Genomic DNA, 20,652 nt, shown 5'->3' on the forward strand with positions numbered 1-20,652 from the left:
GTGGTGATAATAGTGCAGGATTAAACGCTGCAACGCTGCCAAAGCCCGGGTGCCGTGCGAAGCGAAAGGTGCCAGGGTCTTTGGCATGCGTCCGGCAGGGCGCAGCCCTGCCGGACTGCTTAATCCCCCATATCTAACAGGGGGGTAGACTTAAGCGCCTAAAGCGGTCAAACCGATCAAAAAACCCTGTAAACACAAAGGTTTGCGGATTTTAAGCGGTCGATAAACATTTTGGCAAAATGTTACTTCATAAAGTAAAGGACGTATGAAAATGGATCAGTGGTTAAAGGATTTCAAAGACGAAAGACAGAAGTATGGAATTACCCAGGAACAGTTAGCCATTTATATGGATGTTAGTAAGATGACGGTAAACCGTATAGAAACAGGCAAATATAATGTTTCTAAAAAGTTAAGGGAGAAATTACAGGATGCTTTGGGGAGCTTAAAAAAGAAGCCGCAGTTGTCATTCCTATTTGACTATGTACGCATTCGAATCCCAACAAATGACTTTGCAAAAGTGGTGGAAGATATCTTGTGCATTAGTTTGCGACATTTCCGGCATGAAGAATATGGTTTTTACACTTATTCAGAGCATTACGTTTTAGGAAACATCTTCGTACTGATTTCAGATAAGGTAGAACTTGGGACGCTGATTGAATTAAAGGGTCAGGGTTGTAGGGAGTTTGAACAATACTTGGATTTGCAGGGTCGTACTTGGTACGACTTTTTTCACGTGTGTTGGGGTGAGGATGCGGTTTTTAAACGGATAGACTTAGCCATAAATGACCATGTAGGTATTTTAAAAATAGGCAGTTTGATAGACAGATGTAGAGATAACCTGTATTGGTCAAAATTCAAAAGTTTTGAGGATTACAGCAGTGGAAGAAAAAGTTCGGTAGGCAGGGAAGCAGAAAAAGCAACGATGGGAAGAACCTTATACATTGGTTCAAAAACCAGTGAAATTTATTTCTGCCTGTATGAAAAGGACTATGAACAGTTTGTAAAAAAAGGGATTGCTATGGAAGAAGCGGACATAAAAAATCGTTTTGAAATCCGTTTGAAAGATGAAAGGGCTTTTCATGCCATATATGATTTTCTGGAAAAGGCGGATGAAGAAAGCACTATTTTTTCCATCATTAACAATTATGTGCGGTTCTTTGATGCTCCGGCGACAAGGCACACCCTGGAAAAGCCCTGTCCCATGTGGGAATGGTTTCTTGGAAAGAACCGGGATAAATTAAAGCTGACAACAAAACCGGAACCGTACAGATTGGAAAAGACAATCGGATGGCTGGAACATCAGGTAATGCCCAGCCAGAAAATGCTGGAAAGGATCGATGCTTTAAATGGCACTTCCTATATGAAAGAGATCGCATCCAATGTCCGGTTGTCAGAAAGGCATTTAAAGATTATTAAACAGCAGACTACACCGATTGAAGATATGGTCAATGTAAATAGATAAGCCAGCGGTATCACTTAAATATTGAAAGTTAACTTTCAAAAAAGGTCTGGTAAAGGTGGTGGTGCTTATAGAAAGGGGCATTACGGTATGCGTGGGTTATTGAGCAGAGAAATTGAACAGTATGGGTTTATTTGTCATGGTACGGAAAAAGATGAAATGTATTATCTTGCCACTGGGAAAACAACGACTCTTTACATCATAGGAAGTGCAGAACCGCATGATGAATATGAGGATGAAGAGGAATTTTATTACACATTTTTTAAAGAAAAGAGTTGGCAGGGAAATCAGGAGATAGAAACTTATGCAGACCATCTGGATTTGCTGCAAATGGCAGAAAGAGTACACAAATACATGGCAAACAGAGCCAGATATGTAACTACATTAAAAAATATGGAACTAAGAAAACAGCAAAAAGAAAGAATGAGGTATGATAAATGACATTCGGAATTAACCTGAACAGCTGGCTTTCCCCACAGTTACAGCAGCTTGTTTTACTGGCAATCGTTATAATGGGACTCTATTTTGCAATCAAGAGAGAAACTACCAAACTGGCGACTACAGCAGTGATTGCAGTGATTGCAATTGGTTTGACCTTTAATTCAAGTGGGGTAAAGGATGTGCTGCTGAAACTGTTTAATCAGATATTCGGATTGCGCTTTATGATATTTGATGTTGGAAAACGCTTTTGTCTGAATCTGTTTTATCACATTTTTTAGCAGGAAACAAGCGGTCTGTATGGCCAAAGGTGCAGGCCGCATTTTGAAAATGGAAGAGAGGTAGTAAATTGAAACGATTAAAAAGTTATACAAGTATATGGAGTGTGGAAAAGGTCTTCTATGCGTTTGGAGATTGGAACCTGCCCTTTTCATTGACAGGGTCGCAGATTACGTGGTTTGTGATTTCCTTTCTTATGGTGGTCATCTTTCGGGATCTGCCGCCGCTTAACCTGATTGAAAATAAGCTGTTGGTGTATGTGGTACTGCCAATTGCTTTTACCTGGTTTATGTGCCAGAAAACTTTTGATGGGAAAAAGCCGTTTAACTTCCTCCTGTCGTTCAGCGGATATCTGATGAGAACCAAAGCCACCTATGGAGGAAAACCCATTCGGTATAAACGGATGAAAATAAATAAAACAGTAACAGCGGTAAGGAGTGAAGTCTATGTTCCCGATTAAGTATATAGAAGATAACCTGGTTTTCAATCATGATGGGGAATGTTTCGCCTATTATGAAATGAATCCATACAATTATTCCTTTTTATCCCCAGAACAGAAGATGCAGGTAAGTGACCGTTTCCGGCAGCTGGTAGCACAAAGCAGAAACGGAAAAATCCATGCCCTGGTGATTGGTACGCAGTCCAGTGTAAAAACAATACAGGAGAAATCCAAAAGAGGGATCAAGGGTGATTTAAAAGAATTTACCGAAGATTTAATTGATATGCAGACAGAAGTGTTTGAGGAAGAAAACCAGAACGGCAATCAGACGGATTACCGTTTTTTTATTGGGTTTAAGCTGATGAAAAATAAAGAGGAACAAAATCTGTTTACTTATTTAAAAGATTTCCAAAAGGTTCTGATGGAGTTCATTCATTCGGTAAATACCGAATTAATGGGTGAATTTGTGGTCATGGATGATGCAGAGGTGAACCGGTACCGGGCAATGGAAGGTCTGTTAAGGACTAAGATTTCCAGGCGGTTTTCTTTCCGTTCATTAACGAAAGATGATTACGGTTACATTCTGGAATATCTGTATGGCCAGCAGGAGGATGCTTTCGAAGAGTTTACTTATCCGATGGAAACATGGAAGTTTAAACGGAAAACGCTGGTGAAAAAGTATGATATCATCCGCCCGGCAAGATGTGAAATCCATGAAAACAGACGGTATTTTAAGATAACAACGGAAAAGAAAGAACTGTATGTGTCCTGCTTTACGGTCAGCAGCATTACAAGTGAATTAGAATTTCCATCCAGTGAACTGCTGTATTACCAAAGACAGGGATTAGGGTTCCCGGTGGACGTATCCTTGAATGTGGACATCATACCGAATTTTCAAGCAAAGAAGACCGTGCGTAATAAGAAAAAGGAATTGAAAGATTTAGACAATCATGCTTATATGTCTGGGAACGAAACATCCCAGAACATCATAGATGCATTGGAAGATGTGGACGAACTGGAAGCAGATCTGGAAACGACAAAGGATTCTATGTACAAATTAAGTTATGTTATCCGTGTAACCGCAGACAGTAAAGAAGAATTACAGGAACGTTGTGAAATTGTGCGGGATTATTATGACGATGCCAATATAAAGCTGGTGCGTCCCCTGGGTGACATGATCGGTCTGCATGAAGAGTTCCTGCCTTCGGGGAAACGGTTTGAAAATGACTATGTGCAGTATGTGACAAGTGATTTTCTCTCCGGGCTGGGTTTTGGTGCTTCACAGATTTTAGGAGAAAAAGATGGAATTTATATTGGCGATAATCTGGAGACGGGGGAAAGAGTGTATGTGCGACCAGACTTGGCATGCCAGGGGGTTGCCGGGGCGGTAACAAATGCCCTTGCGGTGGCGATACTCGGCTCCCTTGGCTGGGGAAAATCCATGCTCTTTAAGCTGCTAATGTATTATATGACCTGCCGTGGTGGAAAAGCCCTGATTATTGATCCAAAAGGGGAATACAAAAAGCTGAAAGAAGATTTTCCAGAACTGGCAGAGGAAATAAATGCAATTGAAATCACAAATGAGAAAAAGAACAACGGCATGTTAGATCCGTTTGTAATCATGAATACGGTAGAAGATGGCGCTGACCTGGCGAAAACTATTTTATCTTTCCTGCTTGGGATTAAACAGCGGACAGACGGGGAACGGTACATCACACTCAGTAATGCAATCGATTCAGTTGGAAAACGTGATAAGCGGGGTCTGCTTTTTGTAATCGATGAATTAATGAAAAAAGGAACCGAAACGGCAATAACGCTTGCGGAATATTTAAATGCGATAAGAAGCAGTCATTTTGGGAATCTGCTGTTTTCCGATGGGACAGTAGAACGCTCCATTAACATGGAAAATCAATTGAATATTGTTTCCATAGAAAAATTGATTCTTCCAGATCAGAGTACGGAACTGGATAACTATACCCTGGATGAACTATTAAGCATATCCATGCTTATGGTAATCAGCAGTTATGCATTGGATTTTATCCATATGGAGCGTGAAACCTATAAAATGGTTGGATTGGATGAAGCGTGGACAATTTTACAGGTTCCCCAGGGAAAAGCACTTGCAAATAAGCTTGTCCGCCAGGGACGCTCCATGAATGCCGGGGTTTGGTTTATGACACATAATACAGTGGATCTGTCGGATAAAACCATGAAAGACCATATCGGGCTGAAATTTGCTTTCCATAGTTTCGATCAGGATGAAATTAAAAACACGCTTGCGTTTTTCCATTTAGATCCAGACGACAAAGGGAACCAGGACATGATTTTTAATCTGGGAAAAGGACAGTGTCTGATGCAGGATTTATATGGACGGGTTGGTATTGTGCAGATCAGAGTGCTGTTCGATTATCTCTTTGATGGATTTGATACCAGACCGCCGCAGGAAAAAGAGAAAGATATCATATCCGAAGATAAAAGTGCAGATATGAGAGAAGTGGAGTCAGAGCATATAGAATCTGGTAGTACTGAACCAGCAGAAATGAGGTGATGCAATGCTGGCAGTGAAAGGAAAAAGAAAATATTTGTTTATCGGAATGGCATTGCTTAGCATTGTCATTTTTTTTGTCTTGTGCCAGTACATGAACGTCCAGGCAAGCGGGTTAATTGATGATACCATTGATGCAGCAAATAATTATTCAAAGTATGCTAATGACAATTACCAGTTAGATTTTTATGTAGATAAATCATGGGACTGGCTGCCCTGGAATTGGGGGGATGGTATTGGAAATACGGCGTTGTATGCCGTGTATCTGCTTACCGATGCGTTATGGGGAATTGTACGGCTGGTATCATCGGCTACCGGCTATGTGGTACAGGAAGCATTTAAGCTGGATTTCGTAAAAGACATGACCGGTTATATTGGAAATAATATCCAGCAGCTTGCAGGGGTATCCCCAAAAGGTATTAGCGGAACTGGTTTTTATCCCAGCCTGTTAGGGCTGTTTCTGGTGATTCTTGGGGGATATGTTACCTATACGGGAATGTTAAAAAGAGAAGTCACAAAAGCCATAAACACAGTGGTTACCTTTGTTCTCATTTTTATATTAACAACGGGTTTTATTGCATATGCTCCTTTTTATGTGGAAAAGTTAAATGATTTTTCATCGGATTTCAGTACAGAAGTGTTGAACATTGGAACCAGTGTAACGATGCCGGATGCCGGGAGGGAAAACAAAGACAGTGCAGATCTGATCCGGGATCTTCTGTTTGACGTTCAGATCTATAAACCCTGGCTTTTGCTGCAGTTTGGCAGTACGGATGTAGAGAAAGCAAGGGCAGAGTCCATTTTATCGGTCAGCCCGGATGAGGATCATGGAGAGAAACGGACAGAAGCAGTCAAAGCAGAGATTGAAGACAATAACAACAATTACCTGTCTGTTGCAAAAGCTGGAAGCCGGTTAGGGACGGTGTTGTTATTGTTAATAGTGAACCTGGTCATATCTTATTTTGTCCTGTTGCTTACTGGGCTTATGATCTTGTCACAGGTGTTGTTTATTGTGTATGCCCTGTTTCTGGTGATTGCATTTATATTATCCCTACTGCCTACCTACAGTGGAATGGCAAAAAGAGCGATTGAAAAAGTCTTTCACATCATCTTAACAAGGGTTGGTGTAACCATGATTCTTGTGGTGGCTTTCAGCATATCTTCCATGTTCTATAACGTATCGGCGGGTTATCCGTTTTTTATGATTGCCTTTTTACAGATTGTAACCTTTGTAGGAATCTATGTAAAAATGGGTGACATCCTCAGCATGGTAGGGCTTCAAAGCAATGGAGAGGGTCAGCTGGGCTCAAAAATGATGCGTCCCATGCGTACTTTACAGCGCAGGGCAAGAGTGAAAGTCGGACGGGCAAACAGAACAGGAAGGGCAATGTTAGCAGGTGCTGTGGGCGGTTTGGTTGGATCAAGAGCAGGAAGGAAAAATAGGCAAATGAATACACAAGCCACTGGAAATATGGAAGGTGGCAAGTCATACAGCTTCCATGACTATGCGAAAAAAACATCACAGAGAAAGCAGAGTGGGGAAGACAAAGAGAATATACCCGGTTCATCTGGATTTTCAGAAAGAAGCACTGATAAAAACCGCATGAAAAAGAATCTGGGAGAGAAAGTGGGTTCCAGGGCGGCGGGAATTGCAGGTATGCCAAAAGGTGCATTGGAAAAAGCGAAGCGGGCGAAAGACAACGTGGTAAATGCTCCCACATCGGCGCTGTATGCGGTTAACCGTGCAAAAGATTCGGTTTCAGAAAATGTGAAAGGGGTCAAGAATGGATTTCAGAGTGCGGCAGGAAATAAACAGCAGGAGCGTCAGAAACAGAATATCGCATACCAGACAGACCTTGCCAGAAAGCGGGAAGACCTCCGCAGACGGAAACAGGAAAAAACGAATCAGATGCATGGTGCACCCGGTTTCAGCCAAAAACCGGTTACAGCGCAGACAGGATCAAGTGGTGTTACGGATGCAGGAGGAAAAGAGATTTACCGGGGCAGTAATCCAAAACTGTCTGAAAAATTATCTGAGAAACCATCCAATCATGCCTCAAACTATATTAATGAAGATCTGGAAAAAGTGAGAAGTAAAGCAGTCACCGGACATCATGATGGGAACCGAAAAAATACGGAAAAGGGCAGTGCTGTATCTGCAAGAAATGGAGGCTGTGAAAATTCTTATTTTGACTCGGCTACATACCGGACAACGATGCTGAATGGCAAGCCCTATCAACAGCCAGAAGCAGACAGTAAGAGAAGATTCCGACCGAAAAGAAACCGTAATAGAGACAAGAAAGATATTTAATCAGGAAAAAAGGTGATGTGAATGCTAAAAAAGATAGGAATAACATTTCTGCCTCTCCTGATCATGGTGTTTTTTATCTCTGTCATGTGTGCAGATGAAAGTACTGGGGCAAGCGGTGGTGGTTCTGGCGGCAGCAGTGGGGGAAATGGCAGTAAAGAGATGGTAGAAACTGCTATGGCAGAATTAAAACCTGAGAATAACGGCGGCCAGAAGTTCTGGTCATATATGGATTTTGGGAACCGGGTGGAATGGTGTGCATCTTTTGTCAGTTGGTGCGCCAATGAATGCGGTTATATTGAAAGCGGGATTATCCCAAAGTCTGCATGGTGCAATGATTTCAGGGATTTTGCGAAAAGAAACAATTTGTGGTATGACGGGCAGGCACATGGCGGTGCTTATACACCAAAGAGGGGGGATCTGATCTTGTTCCAGTGGGACGGCAGTACAGTGGCTGATCTAGATCACATCGGAATTGTGACAGACTGTGACGGGACTACGGTCAATACCATAGAGGGAAACAGCGGGGATGTGGTAAGCCAGCGGTCATATCCCGCAGCGTTTTCTTCCATCATTGGGTACTTTTCGCCGGAATATCCAGCGGGTGGTGATATCGGTGATCTGACGGGTGCAACAAATGCAGAAAGAGTTTATAACGCATTTGTGCGGGCCGGGTATACGAAAGAAGCAGCTGCGGGAATTGTAGGAAATCTTGCAGGAGAGGGAGGTACAGATGCAAACGGGGACATCGTGATAGATTCCACAGAAGCCGGATATGGCGAGGGGATCGGTATCTGCCAGTGGACATTTGGCAGACGGGAGGCCTTTGTCGCTTTTGCTGGATTAAAAGGAGAACCCTGGCCCGGTACGAGCCTTGGTGTGCAGATTCAGTTTATGATACAGGAACTGGAAACAAACCAATGGCTGTGGACTAGTATCGGGATGGAATATGGCAGTCAGTACAATATAAGCCATGCGGAGTTTAAAACAAGCACAAATGTTGAATTTGCAACAACCGCTTTTTGTGCAAACTTTGAAAGATGCCATGCAGCTGATTCGCATTTGAGTAACCGTATTGCTTATGCACAGAGAGTGTTTCAGAGTTTTAAATAATAAGAAGAAAGAGAGGCAGTGTATGAAATTATTTAATAAGAATAAGGCAGATAGGCCAAAAGGAAAACATGCACCGAAAGAGAAGAAAGAAAAACCGGAAAAAGTGAGCGTAAAAAAAATAGGATTGAGGAGAAAATCGGTATTTGCTTTATGGCTGCTTCTGATCGGGAGCGTTGCATTTGGGGTATATAAAAACTATACAGCGGTTGATACCAGAACCGAGGTGATCGAAAAAACAGTGGAAATGAAACTGCTGGATACCAATGCGTTAGAAACTTATGTGGTTAATTTCGCAAAGATCTATCACGCATGGTCTAAGAAGAAAGAAGATCTGGACGGCAGAATGCAGAATCTTGGCAATTACATGTCAGAATCCCTGCTTCTGGTTAATACAGGGCTGCTGGACGATACCACGGTAACAGATGCCACTGTGCAGGAAGTACAGGTGTGGAATGTAAAAGGGGTAGACGGCATGGAAAATGAGTACCGTGTTGTGTATTCCGTTAAGCAGAAAGTCACGTCTTACCTGGAACGTGCATCTAAGGATAAAAAGAAAAAGAAGAAAGAGACGGAAAAGACGGATGTATACCAGACTAATACGTTTGAGACAAAGGTATTTGTGGATGAAACCGGAAACATGCTTATCGTCAGCAATCCAACCATATGCAGTATTCCAAAGAAATCAAAGGTTGCTCCGGAAAACATAGCAGCGGATGGGAGCGTGGATTCTACGGTCATGAAAGAGGTTACGGATTTTTTGGAGACATTCTTTGCCCTGTATCCGGCAGCAACAGAAAAAGAACTTGTATATTACGTCAAAGACGGTCTGTTAAAACCGCTTGATGGGAAATACACATATTGGGAGGTTCAGAATCCAATATTTACAGAGGGGAAAGGAGACAATGTCCGGGTAAATTTCTATGTAAAATATTTTGATGAAATTTCCCAGACACCGCAAATCTCCCAGTATGATTTTACGTTGGAGAAAGGGGATAACTGGAAGATCATTAAGGTACATTAAAACATAATAGTAAATGAGGTGGATTATGAAAGAAAATGTAAGGAAAACATCAGAAGTACCAATTTGGGAAAAATCAAATTTGACCTTGACGGAAGCAGCAGCTTATTTTGGAATAGGAATAAATAAGCTGAAACAAATCTCTGATAATGAGCAATGTGATTTTGTTTTGTGGGTAGGAAATAAAAGGCTTATAAAGCGCAAGGTATTAGATGAATATATTGAGCGTAGCTATTCTTTATGAGAAGAGTGGACTAATTGAAAAAGAATCCTTGATGTGATAAACTAAATTAATCATATCAAGGCTTCTTTTTTTTATTTGAAAGGAGCAAAAATGGCACTAAAAAGAAAAGATAATAAGGGGAGATTACTTCGAACAGGCGAAAGTCAAAGGAAAGATGGAAAATACGAATATAAGTATTTTGATTTGGATGGTCAAAGGAGTTCAGCATACAGTTGGAAATTAGTTAGTACCGATAAAATTCCAGGTGGTGCAAAAGAGGATATTTCATTAAGAGAAAAAGAACAATTGATTCTAAAGGAATTGGAGCAAGGCAATAGTATTAGAAATTCCCGGGTGACATTAGCAGAAAGTGTAAGGATATATCTGGATGTTAATAAATTTGCTAATTCAACATACGAGAATTATATGTATTATTATAACAAAGACATTAGAAATTCTTCTTTAGGACGTTTAAAGGTTAGTGATATTAAGAAATCAGATATTAAGCGTTTTTATTCTCAAAAATCCAAACAAGGATATGCGGATGGCACAATACAGATTTTGCATAAAATAATCCATCCAACAATTCAAATGTTAGTAGAAGATGAAGTTATCAGCAAAAATCCGGCAGAGGGATGTTGTAGAGACTATACATCATTAAAAAGTCGAGAAGCCATGACAGGGGAAGAACAAAGCATTTTCTTTGAAGAGGTTCTAAAATATAACAGAAATTGTGATCGATATTATTTGATTTTTACTGTTATGACGGAACTGGCATGTAGAATTAATGAATTAATTGGTTTGACATGGAATGATATAGATATGAAAATGAGAGTAGTCACAATCGATCATGGAATTGTTTACCGAAGAAAAGAGGGCAAAACACAGTTTTATGCTACTGAAAATACTGTTAAAAATACAAAACGAAAAATACCTATGACAGATGAAGCATATCAGTGCTTTTGTAAATTGAGGGAAAAAAGACTAGAGTACCCATCTAAAATGGAAGTAGGAGGGTATAAAGATTTTGTATTTGTTTCCAAAAGCGGTACCCCCTTATACCCGGCTAATCTTAATAAAATGCTATCTAAAATGATAAACAAATATAACAAAGAAACGGGAAACAAATTTCCTGATATATCAAATCATATTTTTCGACATAGTGGCTGTACGAATATGGCAGAATCCGAAGTAGATCCAAATGCATTGATGCATATAATGGGGCATAGAGATTTAAAAATGATTATGAGGGTTTATGACAGCGTAAATTTTGAAAGAGTCAGAAAACAAATGGATAAGATGAATAAGAAATCTACAGGTGCAACTGTAGGGTGATTTTACGACATTTGCGTAAGGGAAAGTAAAGAAAAATGCCTTATCTACAACATTTATCAATTATTCATTTTACGACAAATTTACGACATTCCATGAATTACTTATAATCAGGTATAACGATTTGTGTATGAAAATATGTATAATATGCACTAAAAAAGTACTTGATTAATCAATTACAATGAGTTATAATGAATAAAACTAAACAAGGAAATTCTTCGGGGCAGGGTGTAATTCCCTACCGGCGGTATAGTCCGCGACCCACAGTAAAAGTGGCTGAATTGGTGAGATTCCAATACCGACAGTAAAGTCTGGATGAGAGAAGAAAAATGCGTGTTTTATAATTCATAATATTAATGCGCGAAGACCCCCGAATACAAATGTATTCGGCTTTTTTATTTTCTACCGGAATTTTCCTTTTAAAATTTAAATGAAAAAGGAGAGATGAACAATGAGCTCAAACACAAATGTGGTGGGAAGGACCACCGGAAGAACAAACTTAAAGACAATGGTACAGATAGGTATGCTGGGAGCGATATCCGTCGTTCTGATGATGTTTGAAATACCCCTTTGGTTTGCTCCAAGTTTTTATCAGATTGATTTAAGTGAAGTACCGGTTTTGATCGGGGCATTCGCCTTGGGACCTTTGGCAGGAGCAGTGATCGAACTGGTGAAAATTTTACTCCATTTTATAATGAAAGGCAGCAGCACAGCCGGAGTCGGGGATTTGGCAAACTTTTTAATAGGGTGTGCATTGATTGTTCCGGCAGGACTTGTCTATAAAAAAGTACGGTCAAGAAAGGGTGCCCTGATTGGGATGATCCTTGGCATTATCACCATGACAGCCATTGGAAGTTTAATGAATGTATTTATTCTTCTTCCGGTATATGCAAAAGCGTTCGGAATGCCGATGGATGCTCTGGTAGGAATGGGCAGTGCTTTGAATCCTGCTATTGATAATATTGCAACTTTTGCACTATTTATGGTAGTTCCATTCAACTTATTAAAAGGAATTATTGTTTCGGCAATTACATTTTTATTATACAGGTATATTAGTCCGATATTTAAGAAAAATTAGAGTGTTTTTTAATCCGTTACCCGGAAACGTATAAAAGCAGCAGAGAGTGAAATTCTATGAGAAAAGATTTCATTCTCTGTTTTTTTCTGCTATAATAGTGGAAAAAGATTTGAGCTTAGAAAAGTAATGGAGGACAATCATGAGCAGGATCAGGCATATTGATAAATTAACAGACAGCAGGCATTTAAATATGTATGAGCTGGAAGCCAGGAATCGTTTAGATAATCCGGTAGATTATTTTGTGGCATCCAGAGCTAAAGAAATAGAGGATTTAAAGATAAGTACCCACAACCTTAAGCCGGACGGTGTAATTATTTACAGCCTTTATGGAGAACAGAAGGATAAAGTGATTCTCGTACGCCAGTACCGTTATGCAATAGATGGATATATTTATGAGTTCCCGGCAGGACTTGTAGATCCAGGGGAGGATTACAAAATTGCGGGAGCCCGGGAATTAAAAGAAGAGACAGGTCTCGATTTTCATCCGGTAAACGTGGACGAGATGTATGAAAAACCATACTTCACCACAATCGGGATGACCGATGAGTGCTGTGCTTCTGTTTACGGATATGCAACCGGAAAAGTAAGTAAAGATGGATTAGAGGATAACGAGGACATTGAAGTGGTGATTGCAGACAGAGAAGAAGTAAGAAGAATTTTAAAAGAAGAACGAGTGGCGATTATGTGTGCATATATGCTGATGCATTTTCTGAAAGATGAGGACGATCCGTTTGCCTTTTTAAAATAAATATGATAAACTGATTCATACAAAAAGCAGGAGGCGGACGTATATGGAAGTGAAATTTGAGGTGAAAATGACGCAGAAAATCATGTATAATTTCCTGCTCAGTCACACATACAAAAGTTTCAGTGGAGTAGTGGGTGTGTTATTCGGCGCAGTGGCGCTAATTGTGTTTGCCGTGACGTTTGGAAAGGTGGAATCCTGGCAGAGTATACTGTATCTGGTTTTTGGTGTCTGGTTTATACTCTATCTGCCTATAACACTTTATCTGCGGTCCGTCAAACAGGTAAAACTAAATCCGGTATTCAAAAAACCAATAACCTATATTTTAAATGAGGAAGGAATTCAAACATTACAGGGTGATCAAAGTGCAGAACTCAAGTGGGAAGATCTGATCAAAGTGACGGAAACAAAATTGAGCCTTCTTGTATATACAGGAAAGAGGTACTCGTTTGTATTTCCAAAGGAATCCATTGGAGAACAGTACGAAGAATTACTGGAGTTAATTCAGGGACATGTAGATGCCGGAAAAATAAAGATAAAAAGCAGGTTGAAATAAGATGATCATAGAAACATGGAACGAAAAGGAGACTTTTGATGTGGGAAAGTCTCTTGGAGATAAAGCAGAGAAAGGTCAGATTTACACGCTGACCGGAGATCTTGGAGTAGGAAAGACCGTATTTACCAAGGGACTGGCTGAAGGACTGAAAATTACAGAGCCAATCAGCAGTCCGACATTTACCATTGTACAGATTTATGAAAGCGGGAGAATGCCCCTCTATCATTTTGATGTCTACCGGATAGGAGACGTTGAAGAGATGGAAGAGATCGGATATGAAGACTGTTTTTATGGAGACGGCGTCTGTCTCATCGAATGGGCAAATCTTATTGAGGAAATTCTGCCGGAAGATATCATACCGGTTACGATAGAAAAAGATCTGGAAAAAGGGTTCGACTACCGCCGTATAACAATCGGAGAATAGAGAAAAAGTACAATCAGTAATGAAGCATTCTGGTGATATGTCAAGACTAAAATGAAAAAGATTTTGATATGATTTTCTGAAAAAAGGGTGCACTTAATAAACATTCGAAAAAATGAAGTCAGTTTCGAATATCAGTTCGATTCAATATTATATTCGGCGTCCAATTGTTCGCCGGTGTACAGTTGGTTTTTGACCAGCAAACCAAAAACGAGTCGTACAAATTTACGAGATGTAAGCGCGAGTGCTCTCTTGTGCTGATGTTTGGTTACTTCAGCATATTTTTTAGCATAGTATTCACCATATTCCGGTATGTGTCGCCTGACGCTGTTTGCAGCTTCACCCAGATAGTAACGCAGATAGGCGTTACCAGCTCTGGTAATCGGATTGTCTTCTGATGAGAAATCTCCAGAATCGCTTTTTCGCCATGTCAGGCCTGCATACTTGGCAAGTGCATCTGATGAGTGAAACACATTAATATCGCCGATTTCAGACAGCATACCAGCAGCCCATACAGGCCCTATTCCTGGAATGGATTTCAGGATAGTAAATGCATTCGGATTCATGCCATTCATACTTTTTTCGATTGCCTGATCTACCAGTTTCATTTCTTTTTGATAGGTATGGATACAGTTAAATGAACTTGCTAAAGAAACATTTAGCGGCTCATACATGCATTTGTCCAATCGATAAGAATCTCTTGCAGCTTTTTTTAGAAGTTCAGAGGTCTTTGATAGATCAGCGATGCGGTTTCTGCTTTTCAGGGAAAGGAATTGCAGAAGTACTTCTTCGGAAGAATCGATAATCTCCTGTGGAGACAGGTATTCTGTTAAAACAGCAGAAGAAGTAGCACCATACAGGTTACTAAAGGGCTGCGAATCATCATCCAGAAGCTGAAGTTCACTGAATTTCAAGTAAAGATTTGATACCATATAGGTTTTCTCTCTTGTAATGCACTCAGCAAGATGGAGGTGGTGTCTGGTCAGAAGTTTTAGAGCCAGAAACTGGCTGCCACGCCATGGCTGACATTTTTTAATACGTCCGCATCGTGCAAAATCAGCGATGAGATACGCATCAAGCGGATCTGTCTTGTCCATGCCAATATAAGATTTACGGTAGTTTGCAGTCATCTTTGGATTGACACAAAACACGTAAGGGCGATAGGGCATGAGCGTTTCACAGGTAGACAGAAAATTGGCGATGTGAACGCTGTAAACGGAGGTGGCTTCCAGTGTAGCCACAACCGTATTGAGGTTTTTATGATGTGCCATACAGTCAGCTATCATGGCGGCAAGTTCTTCCGCCCCAGGCTGGTTGTTCTGAAAGGATGAAGAAATGTATTTGTTTTCATCGAAGTCGATGGCACATACAACGTTGGATTTGGAACTTACATCAATACCAACAAACAAAGTGGACATATAGTTGATCTTTATCATGTAATCACGCTCCTTTCCGATCCAGATTATTGGAGCCTTAAGCAAAAGGTTTATCCTGTGCTACATATGGTGACCGCAGCCTCGCGTTATGAGCATTCATCCAGTCAGCATTTTTTGCTGGTGCTCCGGCTGGAGATGCAGCTTCTGTGTAAGCGGAATGTGCCATGTGTGCCAGGCTGCATGCTTTTGAAGCAGTCACGGACAAAGCCGGCTGAAAGGAGACGAAGCAGTGCCTTCGGACATCAGACTCTGCTGATATCATACCACAGGATTAACCATATGAAAAAGTAACTATTGACTGTATAGATGGGAATAGGATGAGGGGAATCCTCAGAGATGTCCTTACCTCTATACCATAAAAAAGAATAAGTCTGTAAGCTGTGTTTTTCTTGCTTACAAACTTATTATACGAGGAGGTATAAAATGAAAATATTAGCGATAGACAGTTCCGGGTTAGTTGCCTCCGTAGCTATTATTGAAGATGATAATATGTTGGCAGAGTATACCGTGAACTATAAAAAAACACATTCACAGACCCTGCTTCCCATGTTGGATGAAATAGGAAAGATGATCGATCTGGATCTTCAAACCATTGATGCAATAGCAGTTGCAGCAGGTCCAGGCTCTTTTACGGGGCTTAGAATCGGTTCCGCTACGGCAAAAGGATTAGGGCTGGCACTTAATAAACCTTTAGTTTCCATTCCTACCGTAGATGGACTGGCATTTAATCTCTATGGCACAGATAAATTAATCTGCCCGTTGATGGATGCCAGAAGGAACCAGGTATATACAGGAATCTATGAGTTCGAGGGTAAAGAATTCAAGGTTGTTGAAGAGCAGATGGCAGTATCAGTTCAGGAAATAGTTGAAAAATTGAATAAATATGGCAGGGAAGTGATCTTCTTAGGGGATGGAGTGCCTGTCTATGCAGAGAAAATTGCAGAAATGATAACAGTTCCCTACTCATATGCACCGGCACATGTGAACAAACAGCGTGGCGCTGCAGTAGGTACGCTTGCCAGGGCCTACATTGAGGCAGGAATGCTGGAGAGTGCAGAAGAACATCAGCCGGACTACCTGCGGCTGTCCCAGGCTGAAAGGGAAAGGGCCCAGCAGGAAGAAGCGGCAAAAGAAAATGATTGATATACGCACAATGCAGCCGGAAGATTTGGATGCAGTTACTAAAATAGAACAGGAGACGTTCTCCATGCCCTGGTCAAAGGCAGGTTTTGCATCATCTCTGGCACAGAAAAATACGTTATATTTATGTGCGTTTTCAGATGGTGAACTGGCAGGTTATTGTGGTTTACTGCAGGTCCTGGATGAAGGGGAAATCACAAATGTTGCGGTAAAAAAATCTTTGCGGGGACAGAAAATAGCTTCCCGCCTTATGGATGAATTATTAAAAAAAGGCACCCTAAGGGGTATCTCCTTTTTTGTGTTGGAAGTACGAAAAAGTAACAGTGCGGCAATTCACTTGTATGAAAAATCCGGATTTACAAAAGCTGGAATTCGAAGAAATTTTTACGAGAAGCCAATAGAAGATGCAGTCATCATGAGTAAGCAGTGATGGTTGCTCTTTTTTTGGAAATTCATACAGCAATTACCACTATCTTTGATGTATATTTTTCGTTATAATGACTTATATAAAGTAATTACTGTATTTCATGCAGGAATATTTGTAATATGATATACGGTTCGCAACGTAGGAAAAGGGGAGGAAAAAAACATGAGACAAGCAAAAAAAATCTACTGCAATATGTGCGGAAAAGAATTTCACCTGGAAAACGAGATTGTGAAAGAAGGAATTCTATCGGTAGAGAAATGCTGGGGATATTTTTCAGAAAAAGATGGCGAGATCCATGAGCTTGATCTATGTGAAGAATGTTACAACAAGCTTATAAAACAGTTCAAAATCCCCGTTACCGTGAAAAAACAGAAAGAATTTGTGTAAAGTTACGTTTTTATCAAGGGGTTACATCTTGTTCCCGGCTTCTATCTGTGTTAAAATATACAATCAGATATTCAAAATATGATTTGGCTGTTTGAAAAAAGGAAAACTTATAAAAGAGCCAAGTGTAAAAGATAATCGCTTTCACACTGCTGATTTGGGAATAGCACAAGCCTGCTTGCACTATTTATGGGTTATATTTGAAATAGATTTGAAAAAGAAGGGAAATACAGATGTTAGATATATGTTTATTAGGAACCGGAGGGATGATGCCTCTTCCACGCAGATGGCTGACTGCCCTGATGGCAAGATATAACGGCAGCAGTATTTTAATTGACTGCGGAGAAGGAACCCAGATCGCAATTAAAGAAAAAGGGTGGAGTTTCAAACCGATAGATGTGATCTGCTTCACCCATTTCCATGGAGACCATATAAGCGGACTGCCGGGATTGCTGCTGACCATGGGAAATGCTGAAAGGAATGAGCCTTTAACATTAATAGGGCCTAAAGGCCTGGAAAGAGTCGTAAATGCATTGCGCGTAATTGCACCGGAACTGCCGTTTGAACTGCGTTTTTTGGAAATTACCAATCCGGAAGAAACATTTGAAATGAATGGATACCGAATCCGGGCTTTCCGGGTAAATCATAATGTTGTCTGCTATGGCTATTCAATTGAAATAGACAGGGCAGGCCGTTTTGACGTTACAAGGGCAAAAGAGAAGGAGATTCCAATGCCGTACTGGAGCCGCCTGCAAAAGGGAGAAACCATTGAAGCAGATGGCAAAATATATACACCGGACATGGTACTTGGTGAACCAAGAAAAGGGATAAAATTAACCTACTGTACAGATACGAGACCTGTAAAAGCAATTTCGGACAATGCGGCAGGCTCTGATTTATTCATCTGCGAAGGAATGTATGGAGAACCGGGCAAAGAACAAAAGGCAGTGGAGCACAAGCATATGACTTTCACTGAAGCAGCAAACCTTGCAAAAGAAGCTGGGGTGAAAGAACTGTGGTTAACACATTACAGCCCATCCCTGATCCACCCGGAAGAGTTCATGGGAGATGTTCAAAAAATATTTCCCAATGCCTATCCCGGAAAAGACTGCAAATCCGTAGAGCTGGACTTTGATGAAGAATAGTTGCGCAGGCAGGTGTGAACTTGTTCATTCTGCTTAATTAGAAATATTGTAAGTGGGATTACGATATTCATGCGGATGAGGCTGAAAGAAAATTGAGAAATTGAAAGGAAGCCACGCTGTGATTCTTTCAGCCTGTTTTATTTGTGGCAGTATTGCAGGAAAGCCTGTGATTTGAATGGTATAACAATGGAAAAAAAAGATGTATTCATATTAGCGATAGAAAGCTCCTGTGATGAAACAGCTGCATCGGTAGTAAAAAACGGAAGAGAAGTATTATCCAATATTATTTCATCTCAGATAGAATTACACAAACTCTACGGAGGGGTAGTTCCGGAAATAGCTTCAAGGAAACATATTGAAAAAATAAATCAGGTTATTGAAGAAGCTTTGGAAGAGGCAGAAATGACACTGGATGATATGGATGCGATAGGTGTCACGTATGGTCCTGGCCTTGTTGGCGCTCTTTTAGTGGGTGTGGCAGAAGCAAAAGCAATTAGCTATGCTAAAAAACTGCCGCTGGTAGGAGTGCATCATATAGAAGGTCATATTTCTGCAAATTATATAGAAAATCTGGATTTGGAACCACCGTTTATCTGTCTTGTAGTCTCAGGAGGGCATACACATCTGGTGGTTGTCAAAGATTATGGAAAATATGAAATCATTGGCAGAACAAGAGACGATGCAGCCGGTGAAGCATTTGACAAGGTAGCAAGAGCAATCGGGCTTGGTTATCCGGGAGGACCTAAAATAGATAAATTATCAAAAGAGGGTAATCCGGATGCAATAAAATTCCCCAAAGCACATGTGGCTGATGCGCCATATGATTTTAGTTTCAGTGGTTTAAAATCATCCGTTCTAAACTATATCAACGGATGTAAAATGAAAAATGAAACCATCATAGAAGCGGATGTTGCAGCGTCATTTCAAAAAGCAGTTACAGAAGTCCTGGTAGAACATGCCATGATGGCCGTTAAAGAGTACGGATATGACAAATTTGCTATTGCAGGAGGGGTAGCTTCTAATACAACTCTTAGAAGAGCAATGGAAGAGGCATGCAGAAATAATGGCATTCGATTCTATCACCCATCACCTGTTTTCTGTACCGATAATGCAGCTATGATAGGTGTAGCGGCTTATTATGAGTTTATCCAGGGTACGAGACATGGATTAGATCTGAATGCAGTTCCAAATCTCAAATTAGGAGAACGATAATGGGGCAGGAAAAAAATGTAGCGGTGGTACTTTGTGCTGGACGTGGAACAAGAATGAACAGTGAAGTACAAAAACAATATCTACTTATAAAAGGGAAACCGGTGGTTTATTATTCTTTAATTGCCTTTGAAAAGTGCCCGTTCATAGATGAAATCGTATTGGTTACAGGAAAAGAAGAAATAGAATATTGCAGGCATGAAATAATAGAAAAGTATAATCTGAAAAAAGTGAAGTCAATCGTAGCAGGCGGAAAAGAGCGCTATCATTCTGTGTTTGAAGGTTTAAAAGCAATCGGATGTTGTGATTACGTATATATACATGACGGGGCAAGGCCTTTTATTGATCAGGAACTGCTGCAGCGCGCCTGTGATTCAGTGCGCATACATAAAGCATGTGTAGTCGGTATGCCGGTAAAAGATACCATCAAAATCAGCGGGCAGGATGGCTTTGCAGATCACACCCCTGACCGATCGAAGCTATGGATGGTACAGACACCCCAGGTATTCCAATATTCTCTGGTATACCAGGCATATGATAAAATCATGAAATATCCCGGGATTCAAGTGACAGATGATGCTATGGTTGTGGAGCAAATGGGACAGGCAAAGATAAAACTGGTAGAAGGTTCCTATAAGAATATTAAGATAACTACGCCGGAAGATCTGGAAATTGCAGAAATATTTGCAAAAGATAGAGCTTAAAGAATACAATTGAATTAGAAATTAGAAATTAGAAATTAGAAATTAGAAATTAGAAATTAGAAATTAGAAATTAGAAATTAGAAATTAGAAATTAGAAATTAGAAATTAGAAATTAGAAATTAGAAATTAGAAATTAGAAATTAGAAATTAGAAACTAGAAACTAGAAACTATAAATTAGAAACTATAAATTAGAAATTAGAAATTAGAAACTAGAAACTAGAAGCTATAAATTAGAAACTAGAAACTATAAAT

Annotated in this window: 21 protein-coding genes, 1 pseudogene and 1 riboswitch; of the genes and pseudogenes, 20 read left to right on the top strand and 2 right to left on the bottom strand. The window is 40.3% G+C overall.

From position 1 onward, the window contains the following. Positions 1-271 precede the first annotated feature (271 nt). From CD03_RS0128020 to tsaE, 14 genes and pseudogenes are all read left to right on the top strand, one after another. On the top strand, positions 272-1,462 hold the full coding sequence (locus CD03_RS0128020; RefSeq protein WP_242849166.1) for an XRE family transcriptional regulator: 1,191 nt from the start codon (positions 272-274) through the stop codon (positions 1,460-1,462). Between the two features lie 87 nt (positions 1,463-1,549). Continuing rightward, on the top strand, positions 1,550-1,900 hold the full coding sequence (locus tag CD03_RS0128025; RefSeq protein WP_027296460.1) for a hypothetical protein: 351 nt from the start codon (positions 1,550-1,552) through the stop codon (positions 1,898-1,900). Continuing rightward, on the top strand, positions 1,897-2,178 hold the full coding sequence (locus CD03_RS35105; RefSeq protein ID WP_063837263.1) for a hypothetical protein: 282 nt from the start codon (positions 1,897-1,899) through the stop codon (positions 2,176-2,178). The genes CD03_RS0128025 and CD03_RS35105 overlap by 4 nt, the downstream gene beginning before the upstream one ends. Positions 2,179-2,246: 68 nt before the next feature. Further along, on the top strand, positions 2,247-2,636 hold the full coding sequence (locus tag CD03_RS0128035) for a conjugal transfer protein (protein WP_027296461.1): 390 nt from the start codon (positions 2,247-2,249) through the stop codon (positions 2,634-2,636). Beyond that, positions 2,623-5,070: pseudogene (locus CD03_RS35110) on the top strand (ATP-binding protein); the annotation flags it as partial. The gene CD03_RS0128035 and the pseudogene CD03_RS35110, both read left to right, overlap by 14 nt. Positions 5,071-5,167: 97 nt before the next feature. After that, positions 5,168-7,471, top strand: coding sequence for an FUSC family protein (locus tag CD03_RS35115; protein WP_052378018.1), 2,304 nt, complete (start codon positions 5,168-5,170; stop codon positions 7,469-7,471). 21 nt (positions 7,472-7,492) lie between these two features. Then, entirely contained in the window at positions 7,493-8,581 is a 1,089-nt protein-coding gene (locus CD03_RS0128050; RefSeq protein WP_027296462.1) for a phage tail tip lysozyme, read from the top strand. A gap of 22 nt (positions 8,582-8,603) precedes the next feature. Beyond that, positions 8,604-9,602, top strand: a complete 999-nt coding sequence (locus CD03_RS0128055; protein WP_027296463.1) for a conjugal transfer protein — start codon at positions 8,604-8,606, stop codon at positions 9,600-9,602. Between the two features lie 25 nt (positions 9,603-9,627). Continuing rightward, positions 9,628-9,843, top strand: coding sequence for an excisionase (locus tag CD03_RS0128060; protein WP_052378019.1), 216 nt, complete (start codon positions 9,628-9,630; stop codon positions 9,841-9,843). A gap of 90 nt (positions 9,844-9,933) precedes the next feature. Next, on the top strand, positions 9,934-11,157 hold the full coding sequence (locus CD03_RS0128065) for a site-specific integrase (protein ID WP_027296465.1): 1,224 nt from the start codon (positions 9,934-9,936) through the stop codon (positions 11,155-11,157). Positions 11,158-11,364: 207 nt separating this feature from the next. Further along, a riboswitch (FMN riboswitch) is annotated at positions 11,365-11,485 on the top strand. A gap of 120 nt (positions 11,486-11,605) precedes the next feature. Further along, positions 11,606-12,232 carry an ECF transporter S component gene (locus tag CD03_RS0128070; RefSeq protein ID WP_027296466.1) on the top strand — a complete coding sequence of 209 codons (627 nt, stop codon included), beginning with the start codon at positions 11,606-11,608 and terminating at the stop codon, positions 12,230-12,232. 139 nt (positions 12,233-12,371) lie between these two features. Continuing rightward, positions 12,372-12,980 (top strand): NUDIX hydrolase, encoded by a 609-nt coding sequence (locus CD03_RS0128075; protein ID WP_027296467.1) that lies wholly within the window; start codon positions 12,372-12,374, stop codon positions 12,978-12,980. A gap of 43 nt (positions 12,981-13,023) precedes the next feature. Continuing rightward, the gene (locus CD03_RS0128080) at positions 13,024-13,533 is read left to right on the top strand and encodes a YcxB family protein (RefSeq protein WP_027296468.1); all 510 of its coding nucleotides are present in this window, start codon (positions 13,024-13,026) and stop codon (positions 13,531-13,533) included. Between the two features lies 1 nt (position 13,534). Continuing rightward, positions 13,535-13,957: a tRNA (adenosine(37)-N6)-threonylcarbamoyltransferase complex ATPase subunit type 1 TsaE gene (tsaE, locus tag CD03_RS0128085; protein ID WP_027296469.1), complete on the top strand. Its 423-nt coding sequence runs from the start codon at positions 13,535-13,537 to the stop codon at positions 13,955-13,957. Between the two features lie 131 nt (positions 13,958-14,088). Here the strand turns inward: tsaE and CD03_RS0128090 are convergent, their stop codons facing one another. Together CD03_RS0128090 and CD03_RS38130 are read right to left on the bottom strand one after the other, a co-directional pair. Further along, complete coding sequence (locus CD03_RS0128090; RefSeq protein WP_027296470.1) at positions 14,089-15,390, bottom strand: IS110 family transposase; 1,302 nt, start codon at positions 15,388-15,390, stop codon at positions 14,089-14,091. Between the two features lie 37 nt (positions 15,391-15,427). Beyond that, positions 15,428-15,652 carry a hypothetical protein gene (locus CD03_RS38130; protein ID WP_152614144.1) on the bottom strand — a complete coding sequence of 75 codons (225 nt, stop codon included), beginning with the start codon at positions 15,650-15,652 and terminating at the stop codon, positions 15,428-15,430. 161 nt (positions 15,653-15,813) lie between these two features. Between CD03_RS38130 and tsaB the strand changes: the two genes are divergently transcribed. The 6 genes from tsaB (at position 15,814) to ispD (ending at position 20,399) form a co-directional block, all read left to right on the top strand. Further along, the gene (tsaB, locus tag CD03_RS0128100; protein ID WP_027296471.1) at positions 15,814-16,533 is read left to right on the top strand and encodes a tRNA (adenosine(37)-N6)-threonylcarbamoyltransferase complex dimerization subunit type 1 TsaB; all 720 of its coding nucleotides are present in this window, start codon (positions 15,814-15,816) and stop codon (positions 16,531-16,533) included. After that, the gene (gene rimI / locus CD03_RS0128105; RefSeq protein ID WP_052378020.1) at positions 16,526-16,960 is read left to right on the top strand and encodes a ribosomal protein S18-alanine N-acetyltransferase; all 435 of its coding nucleotides are present in this window, start codon (positions 16,526-16,528) and stop codon (positions 16,958-16,960) included. The genes tsaB and rimI overlap by 8 nt, the downstream gene beginning before the upstream one ends. A gap of 159 nt (positions 16,961-17,119) precedes the next feature. After that, on the top strand, positions 17,120-17,344 hold the full coding sequence (locus tag CD03_RS0128110; RefSeq protein ID WP_027296473.1) for a hypothetical protein: 225 nt from the start codon (positions 17,120-17,122) through the stop codon (positions 17,342-17,344). Positions 17,345-17,574: 230 nt separating this feature from the next. Further along, a complete protein-coding gene (locus tag CD03_RS0128115; RefSeq protein ID WP_027296474.1) occupies positions 17,575-18,486 on the top strand; it encodes a ribonuclease Z in 912 nt (303 codons plus the stop codon). A gap of 186 nt (positions 18,487-18,672) precedes the next feature. Further along, positions 18,673-19,698: a tRNA (adenosine(37)-N6)-threonylcarbamoyltransferase complex transferase subunit TsaD gene (tsaD, locus tag CD03_RS0128120; protein WP_027296475.1), complete on the top strand. Its 1,026-nt coding sequence runs from the start codon at positions 18,673-18,675 to the stop codon at positions 19,696-19,698. Then, positions 19,698-20,399, top strand: a complete 702-nt coding sequence (ispD, locus tag CD03_RS0128125) for a 2-C-methyl-D-erythritol 4-phosphate cytidylyltransferase (protein ID WP_027296476.1) — start codon at positions 19,698-19,700, stop codon at positions 20,397-20,399. Before tsaD ends, ispD begins: the two co-directional genes overlap by 1 nt. The last annotated feature ends 253 nt before the right edge of the window (positions 20,400-20,652 follow it).

The organism is Robinsoniella sp. KNHs210, from assembly GCF_000686105.1.
Lineage (GTDB): Bacteria > Bacillota > Clostridia > Lachnospirales > Lachnospiraceae > Robinsoniella > Robinsoniella peoriensis.

What these genes read in the sequence shown, in the direction of transcription:
- CD03_RS0128020 (WP_242849166.1), top strand. Translation starts at nt 272, where the DNA reads ATGGATCAGTGGTTAAAGGATTTCAAAGACGAAAGACAGAAGTATGGA.
- CD03_RS0128025 (WP_027296460.1), top strand. Translation starts at nt 1,550, where the DNA reads ATGCGTGGGTTATTGAGCAGAGAAATTGAACAGTATGGGTTTATTTGT.
- CD03_RS35105 (WP_063837263.1), top strand. Translation starts at nt 1,897, where the DNA reads ATGACATTCGGAATTAACCTGAACAGCTGGCTTTCCCCACAGTTACAG.
- CD03_RS35115 (WP_052378018.1), top strand. Translation starts at nt 5,168, where the DNA reads ATGCTGGCAGTGAAAGGAAAAAGAAAATATTTGTTTATCGGAATGGCA.
- CD03_RS0128050 (WP_027296462.1), top strand. Translation starts at nt 7,493, where the DNA reads ATGCTAAAAAAGATAGGAATAACATTTCTGCCTCTCCTGATCATGGTG.
- CD03_RS0128055 (WP_027296463.1), top strand. Translation starts at nt 8,604, where the DNA reads ATGAAATTATTTAATAAGAATAAGGCAGATAGGCCAAAAGGAAAACAT.
- CD03_RS0128060 (WP_052378019.1), top strand. Translation starts at nt 9,628, where the DNA reads ATGAAAGAAAATGTAAGGAAAACATCAGAAGTACCAATTTGGGAAAAA.
- CD03_RS0128065 (WP_027296465.1), top strand. Translation starts at nt 9,934, where the DNA reads ATGGCACTAAAAAGAAAAGATAATAAGGGGAGATTACTTCGAACAGGC.
- CD03_RS0128070 (WP_027296466.1), top strand. Translation starts at nt 11,606, where the DNA reads ATGAGCTCAAACACAAATGTGGTGGGAAGGACCACCGGAAGAACAAAC.
- CD03_RS0128075 (WP_027296467.1), top strand. Translation starts at nt 12,372, where the DNA reads ATGAGCAGGATCAGGCATATTGATAAATTAACAGACAGCAGGCATTTA.
- CD03_RS0128080 (WP_027296468.1), top strand. Translation starts at nt 13,024, where the DNA reads ATGGAAGTGAAATTTGAGGTGAAAATGACGCAGAAAATCATGTATAAT.
- tsaE (WP_027296469.1), top strand. Translation starts at nt 13,535, where the DNA reads ATGATCATAGAAACATGGAACGAAAAGGAGACTTTTGATGTGGGAAAG.
- CD03_RS0128090 (WP_027296470.1), bottom strand. Translation starts at nt 15,390, where the DNA reads ATGATAAAGATCAACTATATGTCCACTTTGTTTGTTGGTATTGATGTA.
- CD03_RS38130 (WP_152614144.1), bottom strand. Translation starts at nt 15,652, where the DNA reads ATGATATCAGCAGAGTCTGATGTCCGAAGGCACTGCTTCGTCTCCTTT.
- tsaB (WP_027296471.1), top strand. Translation starts at nt 15,814, where the DNA reads ATGAAAATATTAGCGATAGACAGTTCCGGGTTAGTTGCCTCCGTAGCT.
- rimI (WP_052378020.1), top strand. Translation starts at nt 16,526, where the DNA reads ATGATTGATATACGCACAATGCAGCCGGAAGATTTGGATGCAGTTACT.
- CD03_RS0128110 (WP_027296473.1), top strand. Translation starts at nt 17,120, where the DNA reads ATGAGACAAGCAAAAAAAATCTACTGCAATATGTGCGGAAAAGAATTT.
- CD03_RS0128115 (WP_027296474.1), top strand. Translation starts at nt 17,575, where the DNA reads ATGTTAGATATATGTTTATTAGGAACCGGAGGGATGATGCCTCTTCCA.
- tsaD (WP_027296475.1), top strand. Translation starts at nt 18,673, where the DNA reads ATGGAAAAAAAAGATGTATTCATATTAGCGATAGAAAGCTCCTGTGAT.
- ispD (WP_027296476.1), top strand. Translation starts at nt 19,698, where the DNA reads ATGGGGCAGGAAAAAAATGTAGCGGTGGTACTTTGTGCTGGACGTGGA.